The 15,320-nt window shown below is 66.6% G+C and carries 11 protein-coding genes; 7 read left to right on the plus strand and 4 right to left on the minus strand.

The features are described 5' to 3' along the window. Positions 1 to 3: 3 nt before the first annotated feature. The 3 genes from ACIQ3B_RS05510 (at position 4) to ACIQ3B_RS05520 (ending at position 7,393) form a co-directional block, all read left to right on the plus strand. Entirely contained in the window at positions 4 to 2,208 is a 2,205-nt protein-coding gene (locus ACIQ3B_RS05510; protein ID WP_397400418.1) for a molybdopterin cofactor-binding domain-containing protein, read from the plus strand. A 233-nt stretch (positions 2,209 to 2,441) separates the two neighbouring features. Continuing rightward, entirely contained in the window at positions 2,442 to 5,792 is a 3,351-nt protein-coding gene (locus ACIQ3B_RS05515; RefSeq protein WP_397400420.1) for a carboxyl transferase domain-containing protein, read from the plus strand. 113 nt (positions 5,793 to 5,905) lie between these two features. Next, positions 5,906 to 7,393, plus strand: a complete 1,488-nt coding sequence (locus tag ACIQ3B_RS05520; RefSeq protein WP_397400422.1) for an MFS transporter — start codon at positions 5,906 to 5,908, stop codon at positions 7,391 to 7,393. On the opposite strand, the gene ACIQ3B_RS05525 is transcribed toward ACIQ3B_RS05520, so the two are convergent. Together ACIQ3B_RS05525 and ACIQ3B_RS05530 are read right to left on the minus strand one after the other, a co-directional pair. Next, positions 7,371 to 8,735: a VWA domain-containing protein gene (locus ACIQ3B_RS05525; protein ID WP_397400424.1), complete on the minus strand. Its 1,365-nt coding sequence runs from the start codon at positions 8,733 to 8,735 to the stop codon at positions 7,371 to 7,373. The two genes, ACIQ3B_RS05520 and ACIQ3B_RS05525, sit on opposite strands and share 23 nt — an antisense overlap. A 34-nt stretch (positions 8,736 to 8,769) precedes the next feature. Then, positions 8,770 to 9,714: an AAA family ATPase gene (locus ACIQ3B_RS05530; RefSeq protein WP_397400426.1), complete on the minus strand. Its 945-nt coding sequence runs from the start codon at positions 9,712 to 9,714 to the stop codon at positions 8,770 to 8,772. 440 nt (positions 9,715 to 10,154) lie between these two features. Between ACIQ3B_RS05530 and ACIQ3B_RS05535 the strand changes: the two genes are divergently transcribed. Together ACIQ3B_RS05535 and ACIQ3B_RS05540 are read left to right on the plus strand one after the other, a co-directional pair. After that, a complete protein-coding gene (locus tag ACIQ3B_RS05535) occupies positions 10,155 to 10,961 on the plus strand; it encodes a cache domain-containing protein (protein ID WP_397400428.1) in 807 nt (268 codons plus the stop codon). Beyond that, positions 10,873 to 11,133, plus strand: coding sequence for an EAL domain-containing protein (locus tag ACIQ3B_RS05540; protein ID WP_397400430.1), 261 nt, complete (start codon positions 10,873 to 10,875; stop codon positions 11,131 to 11,133). The genes ACIQ3B_RS05535 and ACIQ3B_RS05540 overlap by 89 nt, the downstream gene beginning before the upstream one ends. A gap of 47 nt (positions 11,134 to 11,180) precedes the next feature. Here ACIQ3B_RS05540 and ACIQ3B_RS05545 read toward each other — a convergent pair whose 3' ends face one another. Next, the gene (locus ACIQ3B_RS05545) at positions 11,181 to 12,704 is read right to left on the minus strand and encodes an aldehyde dehydrogenase family protein (RefSeq protein ID WP_397400432.1); all 1,524 of its coding nucleotides are present in this window, start codon (positions 12,702 to 12,704) and stop codon (positions 11,181 to 11,183) included. Between the two features lie 3 nt (positions 12,705 to 12,707). Next, positions 12,708 to 13,814, minus strand: coding sequence for a saccharopine dehydrogenase C-terminal domain-containing protein (locus ACIQ3B_RS05550; RefSeq protein ID WP_397400434.1), 1,107 nt, complete (start codon positions 13,812 to 13,814; stop codon positions 12,708 to 12,710). A gap of 122 nt (positions 13,815 to 13,936) precedes the next feature. On the opposite strand from ACIQ3B_RS05550, the gene ACIQ3B_RS05555 reads away from it, so the two are divergent. Both ACIQ3B_RS05555 and ACIQ3B_RS05560 read left to right on the plus strand, forming a co-directional pair. After that, complete coding sequence (locus ACIQ3B_RS05555; protein WP_397400436.1) at positions 13,937 to 14,362, plus strand: Lrp/AsnC family transcriptional regulator; 426 nt, start codon at positions 13,937 to 13,939, stop codon at positions 14,360 to 14,362. Positions 14,363 to 14,368: 6 nt separating this feature from the next. Continuing rightward, a complete protein-coding gene (locus tag ACIQ3B_RS05560) occupies positions 14,369 to 15,127 on the plus strand; it encodes a PIG-L deacetylase family protein (RefSeq protein ID WP_397400438.1) in 759 nt (252 codons plus the stop codon). The last annotated feature ends 193 nt before the right edge of the window (positions 15,128 to 15,320 follow it).

A 15,320-nucleotide genomic window follows, 5' to 3' on the forward strand; every position in this document is an offset into this window, starting at 1 on the left:
GCCATGACCTATCATGACGTGAAGGCGAACCGCCGCGAGATCCTGGCCTCGGTCAGCGCCGCCGGCCTGACCCTGTCGTTCGCTGTGGCGCCCAAGGCCGGCGCCCAGGGTGCGGGCGTGACGCCTCTCAATGCCTATGTGCGGGTGGCGCCCAGTGGCGTCGTCACCATCATGGCCAAGAACCCCGAGCTCGGCCAGGGCGTCAAGACGATGCTGCCCATGTTGATCGCCGAGGAACTGGACGTGGCGTGGGAGAACGTCCGGGTCGAACAGGCGTTGAGCGATCCCAAGACGTTTGGCCGCCAGTTCGCCGGCGGCAGCATGGCCACGCCGCTGCATTGGGAAGAACTGCGCCGGGTCGGCGCTGTGGCGCGCGCCATGTTGATCCAGGCCGCGGCGCTAGCCTGGAACTGCCCCCCCGGAGAATGCTCAACAACGCCGGGCAACGTGCTTCACAAGGCGTCCGGCAAGTCGCGGACCTACGGCTCGCTGGCGCTGGCCTGCGCCACGATCACCCCGCCCGACCCCAGGTCGCTGACGCTCAAGGATCCCAAGACCTACCGGATCATTGGCAAGGCGACCCCGCAGTACGATGTGGCGAAGATCGTCACCGGTCAGCCGCTGTTCGGCATCGATGTGGTGCGGCCCGGCATGCTGTTCGCCACCTACCAGAAGGCCGGCGTGTTCGGCGCCAAGGTGGCCAGCGCCGATGTGAGCGGCGCCCTGGCGGTGAAAGGCGTGCGCAAGGCCTTCGTGGTGGAAGGGACGGCCGACGCCATGTCGCCCCCCGGTTCGCTTGGCCAGGGCCTGCTGCCCGGCGTGGCGGTTGTGGCGGACACCTGGTGGGCTGCCAACAAGGGTCGAAACAAGCTCAACATCACCTGGGCCGATCACCCGACCTCCAGCCAGTCCAGCACGGGCTTTGCCGCCCAGGCGAAGGCGCTGTCGGCGGGCAAGGGGCAGCGTACAACCCGCAACGATGGTGACGTCGACGCCGCCCTGGCCAGTGCGGCCAAGACCGTCGAGGCGACCTATTTCTACCCCTATCTCAGCCACGCAAACATGGAGCCTCAGAACTGCACGGCCGAGTTCAAGGACGGCAAGCTCGAGATCTGGGCGCCAACCCAGAACCCGGAACCGGGCCGCCAGCTCTGCGCGCGGACGCTCGGCATGAAGCCCGAGGACATTACGGTTCACATGGTGCGGGCCGGCGGCGGCTTCGGTCGGCGCCTGGCCAACGACTACATGGTCGAGGCCGCCTGGATCGCGCGGGAGACCGGCGCGCCGGTCAAGCTCCTGTGGACCCGCGAAGACGACATGCAGCATGACCACTATCGTCCGGCAGGCTTCCACACCTTCCGCGGCGGGGTTGATGCGTCGGGCAATCTAGTGGCCCTGCACGATCATTTCGTGACCTTCGGCAACGGCACAGCGGCCTCAAACAGCGCGGGCATGGCGGCGGCGGAGTATCCCGCCCAGTTCGTGCCCAACCTGCGCTACGAGATCAGCATGATGCCGTCCGGCATTCCGACCGGTCCCCTGCGGGCGCCGGGCTCGAATGCGCTGGCCTTCGTGTTCCAGTCCTTCATCGATGAGCTGGCCCATACGGCCAAGGCCGATCCGCTCGCCTTCCAGATCAAGCTGCTGGGCGACAAGCCCGTGGTCGGCACGGCGCCGGCATCCTATGGTGCGGGCCGTATGGTCGGCGTTCTGAAGGCCGTTGGTGAAATGTCCGGCTGGGCGGGTCGCGGCAAGCTGCCCAAGGGCGAGGGCATGGGCGTGGCCTGTTACTACAGCCATATGGGCTACTTCGCCGAGGTGGCGCATGTGGCTGTGGCGCCGGATGGCGCCATCAAGGTCAAGAAGGTCTGGGTGGCCGCCGACGTGGGCCGCCAGATCATCAATCCGCACGGCGCGCTGAACCAGGTCCAGGGCTCGGTGCTGGACGGCCTGTCCGAGGCGCTGCACCAGCAGATCACCATCGATGCCGGTCGGGTGGAGCAGAACAACTTCACTGACTATCAGCTGATGCGGATCTCCGAGGCGCCGCCCGTGGAGGTGAAGTTCGTGATCACCGACTTCCCGCCGACGGGACTGGGCGAACCGGCCCTGCCGCCGGCGATTCCGGCCCTGACCAACGCCATCTTCGCGGCTACCGGCAAGCGCATCCGCAGCCTGCCGATACAAACGGATATGCTGAAGGCCTGAACCTCCGGGTTCAGGCTCCCGGATAGAGGATGATCTGGGGGCGCCGGAAAGCTGTCATCAGCTTTCCGGTGGCCTGTTTGGAATCTTCGATGGTGGCGCCGTCGCCGGCATCGGCTCTGTTGCAGGTCCGAAGACGCTTCCCTTGGACAGGCCGCGCGCAATTGTCGCCAAAGGCGCTTGGCGTCGGCCGCCGCATGCGCATGATGGCCCAACGGCGCCTTGAGGCCGAGGGGATGAAACCAGTGAAGACGCTTCTGATCGCCAACCGTGGCGAAATCGCCGTGCGGATTGCGCGGACCGCCGCCGAGTTGGGGATCGTCACGATGGCGGTCTATTCCGAGGACGACGCCGCCTCGCTACATACCCGCAAGACCGACACTGCAGTGGGCCTCAAGGGCTCCGGTCCGGCGGCCTATCTCGATATTGATCAGGTGGTGTCTGCGGCTCTGGCCAGCGGCGCCGACGCGGTGCATCCAGGCTATGGCTTCCTGAGCGAGAACGCTGCGTTTGCGCGAGCCTGCGCCGTGGCCGGCCTCACCTTCGTCGGCCCCACGCCCGAGACGCTGGAACTGTTTGGCGACAAGGGCAGGGCGCGGGCGCTGGCGCAGCAGTGCCGGGTTCCGGTGCTGGCCGGGACCGATGGTCCGACAACTCTGGAGGCCGCGAAGGCCTTTCTCGCCGCCCATGGGCCCGTGATGGTCAAGGCGGTGGCCGGCGGTGGCGGGCGAGGCATGCGGCCAGCCACCACCCTGGCCGAGTTGGAACAGGCCTTTGAGCGGTGTGCGTCCGAGGCGCTTTCGGCCTTCGGCAACGGCGACCTCTATGTCGAACGATTTCTGGCCCGCGCCCGCCACATCGAGGTGCAGATCATCGGTGATGGCGCCATGGTCAGCCATCTCTATGACCGCGAGTGTTCGCTGCAGCGCCAACGCCAGAAGGTGGTGGAGGTCGCCCCCGCCGATACGGTGCCGCTCGCCGTCCGTCAGCGGCTGTTCGATCACGCCGTCGCGCTGGGCCAGGCTGCGGGCTATCGCAGCCTGGGGACCATGGAGTTCCTGGTCGATGGCGAAGACCTGGTCTTCATCGAGGGCAATGCGCGGCTACAGGTCGAACACACCGTCACCGAGGAAATCCTCGGCCTGGACCTGGTGGCCCTGCAACTCCGGATCGCGTCCGGCGCCACGCTGCCGGACCTGGCCCTGACGCAGGCCGAGACGCCGAAGCCGCGCGGACATGCCGTACAGGTCCGCATCAATCTGGAAACCATGGCCGCCGATGGATCGGCCAGGCCGGCCGGCGGCCAGTTGAGCGCCTTCGAACCGCCCGCCGGTCCAGGGGTTCGGGTGGATGGGTTCGGCTACGCCGGCTATCGCACCAGCGCCCGCTTTGACAGTCTGCTGGCCAAGCTGATCGTTCACGCGGGGATGGGCGGATTGTCGGCCGCCGTGGCCAAGGCCTACCGCGCGCTGTCGGAGTTCCGCCTGGAGGGTTCGGCCAGCAACATCGGCTTCCTGCAGACCCTGCTGGCCCATCCGGCGGTGTCTGCCGGTGAGGTCCACACCCGCTTCATCGAGGAGCACATGGCCGAGCTGGCCGTGACGCCGGACGCCCACCGCCGCCTCTACTTCGACGCCGCGCCTTCAGGCGCCAGGGCCGCTCCGAAACGGGCGGGCTATCAGATCGATGCGGTCGATCCGCTAGCCGTGCTGGCGCTGGGGAAGGAAACCGTCGAAGTCGCCGAGATCGACGACGCGCCGGATGGCCCGGAAGGAACCCGGCCGCTACGCGCGCCTCTTCAGGGCACGGTGATCAGCGTTTCGGTCGCGGTCGGCGACACCGTCCGCGCGGGCCAGCCGCTGATGATCATGGAGGCCATGAAAATGGAGCACGTGATCACAGCCGAGGTTTCGGGGATTGTCCGCCAGGTCAGCGTCGAGGCGGGCGACACCGTGTTTGACGACCATCCGCTGGCCTTCATCGAGGAAACCGGGATCGAGGGTGGCGACGAGGTCGCTGCCGAGGCGATCGACCTCGATTTCATCCGGCCCGATCTGGCCGAGGTGCTGGACCGCCATCGTCGCACCCTGGATGAGGCGCGACCCGAGGCGGTGGCCCGGCGTCGCAAGACGAAGCAACGGACAGCGCGGGAGAACGTCGCCGATCTGGTGGATCCCGGCAGCTTCGTCGAGTACGGCCCGCTGGTGGTGGCGGCCCGACGGCGGCGCAACACCCTGGAAGAGCTGATCGACACTACCCCGGCTGACGGCATGATCATGGGCCTGGCCCAGGTCAACGGCGCACTGTTCCCCGAGGACAAGGCCCGCTGCGCCGTGATGAGCTATGACTATACCGTGCTGGCCGGCACCCAGGGCGGCAACAACCACTGGAAGCTCGATCGCATGGCCGAGCTGGCCGAGAAGTGGCGGCTGCCGGTGGTGTTCTTCACCGAGGGCGGCGGCGGACGGCCGGGGGACACCGAGGGCGGCGGCTTTACGCGCGGCTTTGAATTCTGGGGGCGACTGTCAGGGGCGGTGCCGCTGGTGGGGGTGAATTCCGGCCGCTGTTTCGCGGGCAACGCCGCGATCCTTGGCTGTTGTGATGTGATCATCGCGACGAAGGACTCCGCGCTGGGTATGGGCGGTCCGGCAATGGTGGAGGGCGGGGGCCTGGGCGTGTTCCGGCCCGAGGAAATCGGTCCCATCAAGGTGATGCAGGAAAACGGCACCATCGACGTTTTGGTGGAAGACGAGGAAGAGGCCGTCCATGTCGCGAAGAAGTATCTCTCGTATTTCCAGGGTCCGCTCAGCGACTGGTCCTGCGCCGACCAGCGCCTGCTGCGCCGCGCGATCCCGGAGAACCGCCTGCGCGTCTACGATATCCGCAAGGTCATCGAGCTGATCGCCGACAAGGACAGCGTGCTGGAGCTGCGCCCGAAATTCGGCCTGGCCATGGTCACCGCCTTCATCCGGATCGAAGGCCGCCCGGTGGGCGTGTTCGCCAACAACCCGATGCATCTGGGCGGCGCCATCGACAGTGACGCCTCCGACAAGGCCGCCCGCTTCCTGCAGCTTTGCGAGGCGTTCGACATTCCGGTGGTGTCGCTCTCGGACACGCCCGGCAACATGGTGGGCCCGGAAGCCGAGAAGACCGGCCTGATCCGCCACTGTTCACGGCTGTTCGTCATCGGCGCCAACCTGACCATTCCGATCTTCTCGGTGGTGCTGCGCAAGAGCTACGGCCTCGGCGCCATCGCCATGACCGGCGGCAGCTATCAGGGCTCCATGTTCTGCGTCTCCTGGCCCACCGGCGAGTTCGGCGGCATGGGGCTGGAGGGCTCGGTCAAGCTCGGCTACCGCAATGAACTGGCCGCCATCGCCGACCCGGCTGAACGCAAGGCGAAGTTCGACGAAATGGTCGCCCAGGCCTACGCCCGCGGCAAGGCGCTCAGCCAGGGCAGCGGCGTACAGCTGGATGATGTCATCGATCCCGCCGAGACGCGCCGCTGGATCATGGGCGGCCTCAAGAGCCTGCCGCCAGTTCCGCCGCGGACGGGCAAGAAGCTGCGGTGGATCGACAGTTGGTAGACGCGAGCCGCAGGTTTCGGCCGCGCCACACCGCATGACGCAAGGTCACGGTTGCCAGTGGCCCCCCAGAGCCTACCGTCTCGCAAACACAATGACTTCAAGGGGAAACGTCTTTGGATCTGGCAGATGAGCGCGCAGTCGGTTCACCCGCAGCGACACCTTCCGATCCACCCCGGCTGAAAATCGGCCTCAAGTTCTTCTACGCCTTCGGGCAGACGGTGGAGTCGGGCTACCTCACGGTCGCGCCCTTCATCTTCTTCTACTACACGGCGGTGCTGGGGCTTTCCGGCAGCATGGTCGGTCTGGCGCTGGCCATCAGCACGGTCATCGACGCCATTCTGGATCCGCTGATCGGCTCCTGGTCAGACAATATCCGCTCCAGGTTCGGGCGACGGCTGCCGATGATGCTGATGGGCGCGCCGCTCATGGCCCTGACGCTCGGCCTGCTGTTCGCGCCGCCTCTGGCCCTGGCGCCCTTCGTCTTGTTCCTCTGGCTGACGGTGATGAAGATGGCGCTGCGAGGGTTCGCCTCCGTGTTCAACCTTCCCTACTTCGCCCTCGGCGCGGAGATGGCCGACGGTTATGTGGAGCGATCCAGTGTCGTCGCCTGGCGCACAGTGGCGGGCATTCTGGTCGGCGTGCTGATCACGATCCTGGCCTATTCCATATTCTTCTCCCGGTCGGGCGGATTGCAGGGACAGGCCAACTATCCGCCGTTCGGCTGGACCATGGCGGCGATGTGTCTGGTCGGCGGCGCGATCTGCTGCCTGGGCATCTGGCGCTTCGCAGCCAGCCTTCCGCAGCCGATAACGGCGAGGCAATCCGTGCTGCGCTCCCTGGGACCGGAGCTCCTCGAGATTTTCCGTAACGCCTCGTTCCGGACGCTCTTTTTCTCGGCCCTGGTGATCTATGTGGGCGTCGGCATGAACGCGACGCTGAACAGCCACGCCTATGTCTTCGCCTGGCGGATTCAGCCGGCGACGATCCAGACGATCACATTCGCCTACCTCTTCGGCCTGCTGATCGGCGTGCCGATCACGCCGCTGCTGCTCCGACGGCTGGAAAAGCGGTCCGCCGTCCTGCTGGGTCTGGCCATGGTCATCGCCACCTGGATCGCTCTGCCCAGCCTGAGGGCTGCAGGCGTGTTGACCCCGACCGGAACGGACGCCCTGCCCTGGCTGGCAGGCAATATCTTCATCGCCGGCGTCGGCACGGGCTTCCTGGCCATCGCCTATCCCTCGATGATGGCCGACGCGGCCGACGAGCATGAGGTGAAGTTCGGCGCCCGTCGCGAGGGGCTCTATTTCGCAGGGCTGGGCTTTGCCGCGAAGTCGGCCGCCGGGATCGGCCAACTTCTGGCCGGTGTCGCCCTGGATATCCTGCGCTTCCCCAAGGAAGCCGGCCGTCAGGTGGGCGCGGTCCTGCCGGAAGACCTGATCCGACACCTGATGATCCTGTGGGGGCCGCTGCCCGCCATCCTGGCCATCGTCTCCGCCGTGATGCTGCTGCCCTACGTGATCACGCGGACACGCCACGAGGACATCGCCGCCGCGCTCAAGATCAAACGCGCCGAGGACGTCAGCGCGGGACGTAGCTCCTGAGCACGTCCTCGATGATGCGCTCCAGCTGCTCCAGGTTCCCGCACTGCTTGGCCACATGGCAGAAGCGCGCATAGCGGTGCATGACGCTGTCGCCCTGGGACCAGTAGCTCTCGGGTTCGGGGTTCAGCCAGATGACGGCACGCGCGCGATCGTGGATCTGGCGCATGATGTCCAGCCGTGGGTCGGCGAAGTTTGAGCGTCCGTCGCCCAGGAAGATCACCGTGGTCCGGCGGTCGATCTTGTCCAGATGCTGCTCGGCGAAATCCTGCAGCGAGCGGCCGTAGTCGGTCTGCTGGAAGCCGATCTGCTGCAGCACCTTGAGGATGGCGGTGTCGACGCCGTGGTCATCCAGGATGTCGTTGACGCTGATCATCCGGCCAGAGAAGGCGAAGGCCTCCATCCGCTCGACCACCTCGTTCAGCGAATAGAGGAAGGTCAGCAGGAACTGGGCCGAGGCGGCCACCGATTTCGACACATCGCAGATCGCCACGATCGACGGCTTGTCGACCTTCTTCACCTTCCAGAGGATCTCGAACGGCACGCCGCCATAACCCATGGAGCGGCGCAGGGTCTTGCGGACGTCCAGATGCCCCTTTCGCGAGGTCCGGCGGCGGCGCGAATACTTGGCCGCCAGCCGCTTGGCCATCTTCTTCACCATCGCCTGCATCAGGACGTAGTCGACAGGATCGACCCCGCCATCGGCGTTCAACTGCTTGCGTAGCAGCCGCTCCTCCCGCAATTCCCGGGCCGAGCCGGCGGCATAGAGGTCGTGTTGCCGGGCCACATAGGTCTGGGCCTGCTCGAACAGGCTGCGGCGGGCCTCGTCCAGGCGATTGGCCAGGCCCTCGCCCTGGCCATCCGGCATACGGCGGGCATTGGCGATGATCCGCTCGATCTCCTCCAGCCCCATCTCTTCCAGCAGCCGCCGCGTCAGGCGCGAGCGCTGGGTGGTGAGGCGGATGTCGGCGACATTGGCGCGGGCCGCGGCGGATTCCATGACCTGCTGGATGGCGGTGGCGTCACCCTGCAGTACGGCCTGAGCCAGGGGCGAGCCCTCGGCCTGTGCCATGTCCTGTTCTGAAGGCTCGCCTTGCTCTGAGTCCTTGCCGCCCGGCGGCAGGGTGACAAGGTCGCGGCTGAAGAAGGTCTCGAACACGCCCTCGAACCGATCCACCTCGTCGGCGGTCTTGGCCAGGGTCACGCAGAGCGCATCCTTGAACAGCTGCCTATCGCCATAACCGGTCACCAGCACCGCACGGCTGGCGTCGATCGCCTCGGCCGGAGAAATCCGGACGTCAGCGGCCCGCAAGGCGCGGAAAAACTGTTCGAGGGTGTGCTGCACTAACGCTCATCCCGGCGGTAGGGTGAGAGCGGGCTCATCGCCGGTGCATCAGTTCCGAGATCTGGGGCTCGATCGCCTCGATGTCCTGCTCGAACTTCAGGATCACGTTCAGCGTGTCGCGCACCATGTCGGGGCTCAGGCTGTCAGCGTGCAGCAGGATCAGCGCGCGGGCCCAGTCGACCGTCTCTGAGATCGACGGCGGCTTGCGCAGGTCGAGCGTGCGAAGGGTCTGGACGAACGCGACAAGCTCCTTCGTCAGGCCCGCCTCGATACCCGGCACCCGCGTCGCGACGATGCGCTCTTCCAGCGACGCCTCGGGCAGCGGGATATGCAGGTGCAGGCAGCGGCGCTTCAAGGCGTCGCCCAGGTCGCGGACGTTGTTGGAGGTCAGGAACACCAGAGGGGGAGTCTTGGCCTTGATCACGCCCAGCTCGGGCACCGACACCTGATAGGCCGACAGCACCTCCAGCAGGAAGGCTTCGAAGGCCTCGTCCGATTTGTCGACCTCGTCGATCAGCAGGACGCAGCCGTCGTCCTCGCGCAGCGCCTTCATCAGCGGGCGGGGCTCAAGGAAGGGCTCGGAGAAGAACAGGTCGCCCATGCCGTGCAGGCGAACCATGGCGGCGTCCATGTCGGGCGCGTCGGCCAGCGCCTCACCCATCCGGTCCTTCAGGATCTGGGTGTAGAGGAGCTGCTTGCCATACTTCCACTCGTACAGCGCCTTGGACTCATCCAGTCCCTCGTAACACTGCATCCGGATCAGCGGCAGGCCGAGCAGGGCCGATGTCGAAAGCGCCAGCTCGGTCTTGCCGACGCCGGCAGAGCCCTCCACCAGGATCGGCTTCTGCAGATTCACCGCCATGTAGAGCGCGGTCGCGATCCGGCGCGACGCGATGTAGCCGACGCCGCCGAGGCCCTCGATCAGGGCGTCCACCGACGCCAACGGATCGGCCGCGCCTGCTGCGCGCGCGGTCGTCATGGAAGTGCTCAAGGGCTCGATCTTTCGAATAGGGCGCGCCGGACGCCAAACAAGCGTTTGGATTGCCGTGCATTCCCTTTGAGATCAAGCTTTACGGCGAATTCACCAAGAGCGCGCAGGCGGGAAGCGCAGGCTTCGGTTCGCGCTCTCTGCGGTCGTCCTCTGTCTCGCGGGCAATTCGCGGGCGGCAGGGCTTGATCTAACGCCTGCAACAGGCGCCGGTCGACCTGTTGCGGACGCGGACGTGACGGTGCGCCCGGATGCTGGCGTGCAGGGCGCGGCAAGACCTTAGGGTCCCTTCCCCTTGACCCACACCTCTGAACCCAAGCTCTATGATTGCGACGAAACTCGTCGTGTGGTTCTCCCGACAAACGGGAACCTGACCCTGGCGTTGACCGGTGTCCTGAAGTCCCCGTGGCTCCGGCGCGGCGGCTACTGAAATGTTCAGCAAGCTCTCAACCCGTTTGACCGTGCTCTACGCCGCGATGTTCGGCGCGGTGCTTCTGATCATTTCGGCAGCGGTCTTCCTGGAGATCTCCAGCGCGGCCCAACGGCCGGTCCGGATGCAACTTGCCGCGACCGGGACAGTGTTTGACCGCGTCTGGACCATGCGTTCGGAACGATTCGCCGAGGGCGCCACGCTATTGTCGCGGGACTTCGGCTTTCGCAAGGCCGCCGCGTCGCGCGACGCGGCGGCGATCGGCTCCGCCGTGGTAAACCTGCGTCGCCGCATGGGAGTTGATCTCGCCTTCATGGTCGATACGGACGGTCGGGTGATCGGCGCAAACCTCCCCGAGGCGGATCGCCAGCGTCTCGTCCGGTCATTCGCGGCGTCCGATGACCCGTCCGGTGTGTTTCTGGTTGGCGGGCAGCCGTTTCAGATGGTGAGTGCGCCGGTGCTGTCGCCGGAACTGATGGGCTGGGTGGTGATTGCTGTCCGGCTGGACGGTCGGGAAATGCGCGCTCTGGAACAGCTGTCAGCCATCCCGCTGACCGCGCGGGTGCTGCTTCGCTCACCAAAGGACGGCCTGTCGGACGCGGTCGGCGCTTCCGGACTGACCCGTACAACCTCGGGCGGATCTATCCACCAGTCCCTGAAGGTCATCGACGTGGCCCTTAGCGTGGGTCTGGCCCCGATCGAGGACGGCGCCGTGGGGCTTGCCATCGAGCGCGCTGTGGTCGGGCTCGATCAGGCCCGCGCCGCGCCGCGCCCTGATCGCGCGCTCCACCATAGATCTGGCCCATAGCCTTGGGCTGAAGGTGGTGGCCGAAGGCATCGAGACCAACGATCAGTTCTCCCTCCTGTCGGCCATGGGATGTGACCAGGCGCAGGGCTATCTGGTGGCCCGGCCCGTGCCGTTAAGGCGTCTTTTCGACTTCCTGAACGAAGATCGTCAGGAGTTGCGCGCTCACGCCTGACTCGTGGAGGGCGATTTGACCGCAGCGCTCCTCACGCGCGCTACGTTCTAGACCTCGAACCGTACCCCCTGCGCCAGCGGCAGGGTGCGACCATAGTTCACGGTGTTGGTGGCGCGGCGCATATAGGCCTTCCAGCTGTCGGAGCCGGCTTCCCGGCCGCCGCCGGTTTCCTTCTCGCCGCCGAACGCCCCGCCGATCTCGGCGCCGGACGGGCCGATGTTGACGTTGGCGATGCCGCAGTCCGATCCACGTTCAGAGAGGAACAGTTCGGCTTCCCGCAGGTCGTTGGTGAAAATCGAGGACGACAGGCCCTGCGGCACGTCGTTCTGGGCGGCGATGACGGCGGCCATATCGGAATATGGCATCACGTACAGGATCGGCGCGAAGGTCTCGCGCTTCACGACATCGGCTTGCCCCGACATCTCTACCAGCGCCGGGCGAACATAGAGCCCGCCGCCGGCGTCGACCCGCTCCCCGCCCGTCACGATCCCTCCGGCGGCGCGGGCGTCGGCCAGCGCCTGCTGCATCAGGTCGAAGGCGGCCTGATCGATCAAAGGGCCGACCAGGGTGTCGGGCGCGCGGGGATCGCCCACCCTGACCGAGGCATAGGCCGCCTTCAGGCGCGGCAGGAAGGCGTCGTACAGGCTCTCGTGTACGAACAGTCGCCGCAGCGTGGTGCAGCGCTGGCCGGCCGTGCCCATGGCGGCGAAGGCGACGCCGCGCAGGGTCAGGTCCAGATCCGCCGACGGCGCCACGATGGCGGCGTTGTTGCCGCCCAGCTCCAGCAGGGCGCGGGCGAACCGGGCGGCCAGGCGCGGCCCCACAGCGCGGCCCATGGCGGTGGACCCGGTCGCCGACACCAGCGGGACCAGAGGATGCTCGACCAGCGCCTCACCCACCTCGCGCCCGCCGATCACAACAGCGGACAGACCCTCTGGCGCGGCGCCGAACCGGGCTGTCGCGCGTTCAAACAGCGCCTGCACGGCCAGCGCCGTCAGCGGGGTCTTCTCCGACGGCTTCCACACACAGGTGTCGCCGCAGACCAGCGCCAGGGCCGAATTCCACGACCAGACCGCCACGGGGAAGTTGAAGGCCGAGATGATCCCCACGACGCCCAGCGGCCGCCAGGTTTCCATCATCCGGTGCTCGGGCCGCTCCGTGGCGATGGTCAGGCCGAACAGCTGCCGCGACAGGCCCACCGCATAATCGCAGATATCGATCATCTCCTGCACCTCGCCCAGCGCCTCGGAGGTGATCTTGCCGGCTTCCAGGGTGACGAGGGCGCCGAGGTCCGCCCTGGCGGCGCGCAGCTCTTCTCCCAACAGGCGAACCAACTCGCCCCGGCGCGGTGCGGGCACGCTGCGCCAGTCGAGCCAGGCGGCGTGGGCGATCTCGACGGCCCGGGCGACGTCCGAAGGCGCGGCGTCATGCACGTGCGCCATCACCTCGCCGGACACGGGAGAGCGAACGGGCCGGGCGCCGCCGGTCCAGAGCGTTTCCTGCACGCCGAGACGGCGGAGAACGGCGGCGGCGTCCGCCGCGACGGAGGTGATCTTCATCTGGACGGTCATGACCTACTCGGCGGCGTCGCGAAAGGGGGTGGCTTGCGGCGCGTAGAAGCGTCCGAAGCGGTTATCCAGGAAGGCCGGCAGGGGAATGTCCTCCTGACGGATGAAGCCCGTCTGCGGCAAGGCGCCGTCGGCCAGCATGTCCAGCACCGCGCAGATGGCGCCGGCGGTTGTGATCTGGATCGCGCTTTTCACCTCACCGCCCACCGACCTGGCGAAGACCTTGTTGACATAGGTCTCCTGCATCAGATGCCCGGCCTTCATGCCCGAGACCGTGACAAACACGATCACCACATCCTGCAGGGTCGCCGGCACCGCGTTCTCGAGGATGTCCTTCAGCACATCGCGGCGATTGCGCAGATTGAGGTCGTTCAGCAGCGCCTTCATGATCGCCGCGTGGCCGGGATAGCGGATGGTCTTGTAGTTGAGGTTGCGGACCTTGCCCTCAAGGGTCTGGCACAGCGTGCCAAGGCCGCCGGAGGTATTGAAGGCTTCATAGGCCACGCCATCCAGTGCGAAGGCCTCGCACTCTTCCAGCGCCGGGGTTTCCCTAAGCACGCCGCCGGTAATGGCCTCGCAGGGTTCGCAGTATTCGTTGATCACGCCGTCGGTCGACCAGGTCATATTGTAGTTCAGGGCGTTGGACGGATACCGGGGCAGGGCGCCGACCCGCAGGCGCACGTCATGCAACTGGTCAAAGTGCTTGATCAGGTCCCAGGCGGCGATCGTGATGAAGCCGGGCGCCAGCCCGCACTGCGGGACAAAGGCGGTGGTCGCGTCGACGGCCAGTTTGCGGACGATGCGGCTGGAGGCTACATCCTCGGTAAGGTCCAGATAGTGGGCGCCCGCCAGCTTCGCCGCCCGGGCCACGACGGTGGTCAGGTGGTAGGGCGCGCAATTGACCACGGCGAAGACGCCCTTCAGCCGCGCGGCCAGGGCATCGGCGCCGGTGATCGCCATGGCCAGGGCAGACACGCCGGGTCGCTCCCGAAATGTCATCAGGGCGTCTTCGGACTGATCGACGATCAGGGCTTCATAGTCCCCGCTCGCCACCAGAAGATCCACGACCGTGGACCCGATCTTCCCGGCTCCGATAATGGCCACTCTGCGCATCGTTCATCCTCCAGACATCCTGCTCCCGAGAGTTTCGGGCTTCAGAGTCGATGACAATTGCACTTTCGGCGAAGTGGTGAGATATTCTCGGCGAAACGAATAGTCATTTCGGCGAAACGACGATGGATGATCTTGACGAGCACCTGCTGGCGCGGTTGCGGGAAAACGCCCGGGCGCCGGTGGCCGAGCTTGCGCGGGCGCTGGGCCTCTCGCGCACCACGATCCAGAGCCGGCTCGCCCGACTGGAACGCAGCGGCGTGATCGCCGGCTATTCGGTTCGGCTGGCCAATGCCTACGGGTCTACGCGCGTCCATGCCTTCATCATGCTGACCGTGGAACCCAAACAGGCCGCCGCCGTCACCGCGGCCCTCAGGCGCATGCCGGGCGTGCGGCGGCTTCAGTCGGTGAGCGGCCCCTTCGACCTGATCGCCACGGTAGAGGCGGCCGATGTCGCCGAGATGGACGCCGCGATCGACGAGATCGGCGCGGTGAAGGGCGTCGAGCGCACCAACTCCTCCATCGTGCTTTCCACCAAGTTCGACCGGTAGGCGCGCATGGCCCGGGTCCTCGCCGTTCACGCCCATCCCGACGATATCGAGATCCTGGCCGGCGGTACGCTGGCGCTGCTGGCAGGCCAGGGTCATGCGGTGACCATCGCCACCGCCACGGCGGGCGAGGGCGGCTCCGCCGTGCACGATCCGGCTCAAACCGGCGCCCTCCGCCAGGCCGAGGCCGCCGCCGCCGCGGCCCTGATCGGCGCCGACTATCTCTGCCTGGGGTTCGCTGACCTGGGCGTCTTCAATGACGATCCCTCGCGCCGCGCGGTAACGGAACTCATTCGCCGCGTCCGCCCCGACCTGGTGATCACCGCCTCGCCCATCGACTATCATCCGGACCATGAGGCCATCAGCCTGCTGGCCCGCGACGCCTGCTTCGCGGCGCCCGTGGCAAATTACCGTACCGGTACGTCACAGGCGCTCGATCACATCCCGGCGCTCTACTTCATGGACTCCATCGGAGGCCGCGACCGTGACGGCGTACGCATCCCCCGCCACTTCACCGTGGACGTGAGCGCGACCTTCGCCGCCAAACAGGCCATGCTGGCCAAGCACCAGAGCCAGGCCGACTGGGTGGCGAAACAGCACGGCATCGTGGACCACCTGGCCGACATGGTCGCCTGGACCCGCCGCGTCGGCCGCAACGCCGGCGTCGAATACGCCGAAGGCTTCCGCCAGTACCGCCACCCGCCCTATCCAAAGACGCCGGTTTTGCAGGAGCTGTTGGGCGCAGTGGTGTTGCCGCAGGAGAGGTGATGGCCTCCATAAGGTAGCGGGCAATCCCGAAGATCATGCATATTCTGTCGGCGCGCAGCGGCGACGGGGGGTTAAGTAAAGTGTTGTCTAATTGGTTTCACGGTTGCCTCAGGTTCGTTGTTGGACTGACCTTGGTCTATGGTTGTCTACGGGGTCATGGCCTGGCTGGGGAGCCTTGATGGCCGTGCCGCAA

The sequence above is a fragment of the Phenylobacterium sp. genome (assembly GCF_044358365.1).
Lineage (GTDB): Bacteria > Pseudomonadota > Alphaproteobacteria > Caulobacterales > Caulobacteraceae > Phenylobacterium.

Bases quoted from the DNA above. Each gene is read 5' to 3' on its own strand.
- ACIQ3B_RS05510 (WP_397400418.1), top strand. From the start codon at position 4: ATGACCTATCATGACGTGAAGGCGAACCGCCGCGAGATCCTGGCCTCG.
- ACIQ3B_RS05515 (WP_397400420.1), top strand. From the start codon at position 2,442: ATGAAACCAGTGAAGACGCTTCTGATCGCCAACCGTGGCGAAATCGCC.
- ACIQ3B_RS05530 (WP_397400426.1), bottom strand. From the start codon at position 9,714: ATGACGACCGCGCGCGCAGCAGGCGCGGCCGATCCGTTGGCGTCGGTG.
- ACIQ3B_RS05535 (WP_397400428.1), top strand. From the start codon at position 10,155: ATGTTCAGCAAGCTCTCAACCCGTTTGACCGTGCTCTACGCCGCGATG.
- ACIQ3B_RS05545 (WP_397400432.1), bottom strand. From the start codon at position 12,704: ATGACCGTCCAGATGAAGATCACCTCCGTCGCGGCGGACGCCGCCGCC.
- ACIQ3B_RS05550 (WP_397400434.1), bottom strand. From the start codon at position 13,814: ATGCGCAGAGTGGCCATTATCGGAGCCGGGAAGATCGGGTCCACGGTC.
- ACIQ3B_RS05555 (WP_397400436.1), top strand. From the start codon at position 13,937: ATGGATGATCTTGACGAGCACCTGCTGGCGCGGTTGCGGGAAAACGCC.
- ACIQ3B_RS05560 (WP_397400438.1), top strand. From the start codon at position 14,369: ATGGCCCGGGTCCTCGCCGTTCACGCCCATCCCGACGATATCGAGATC.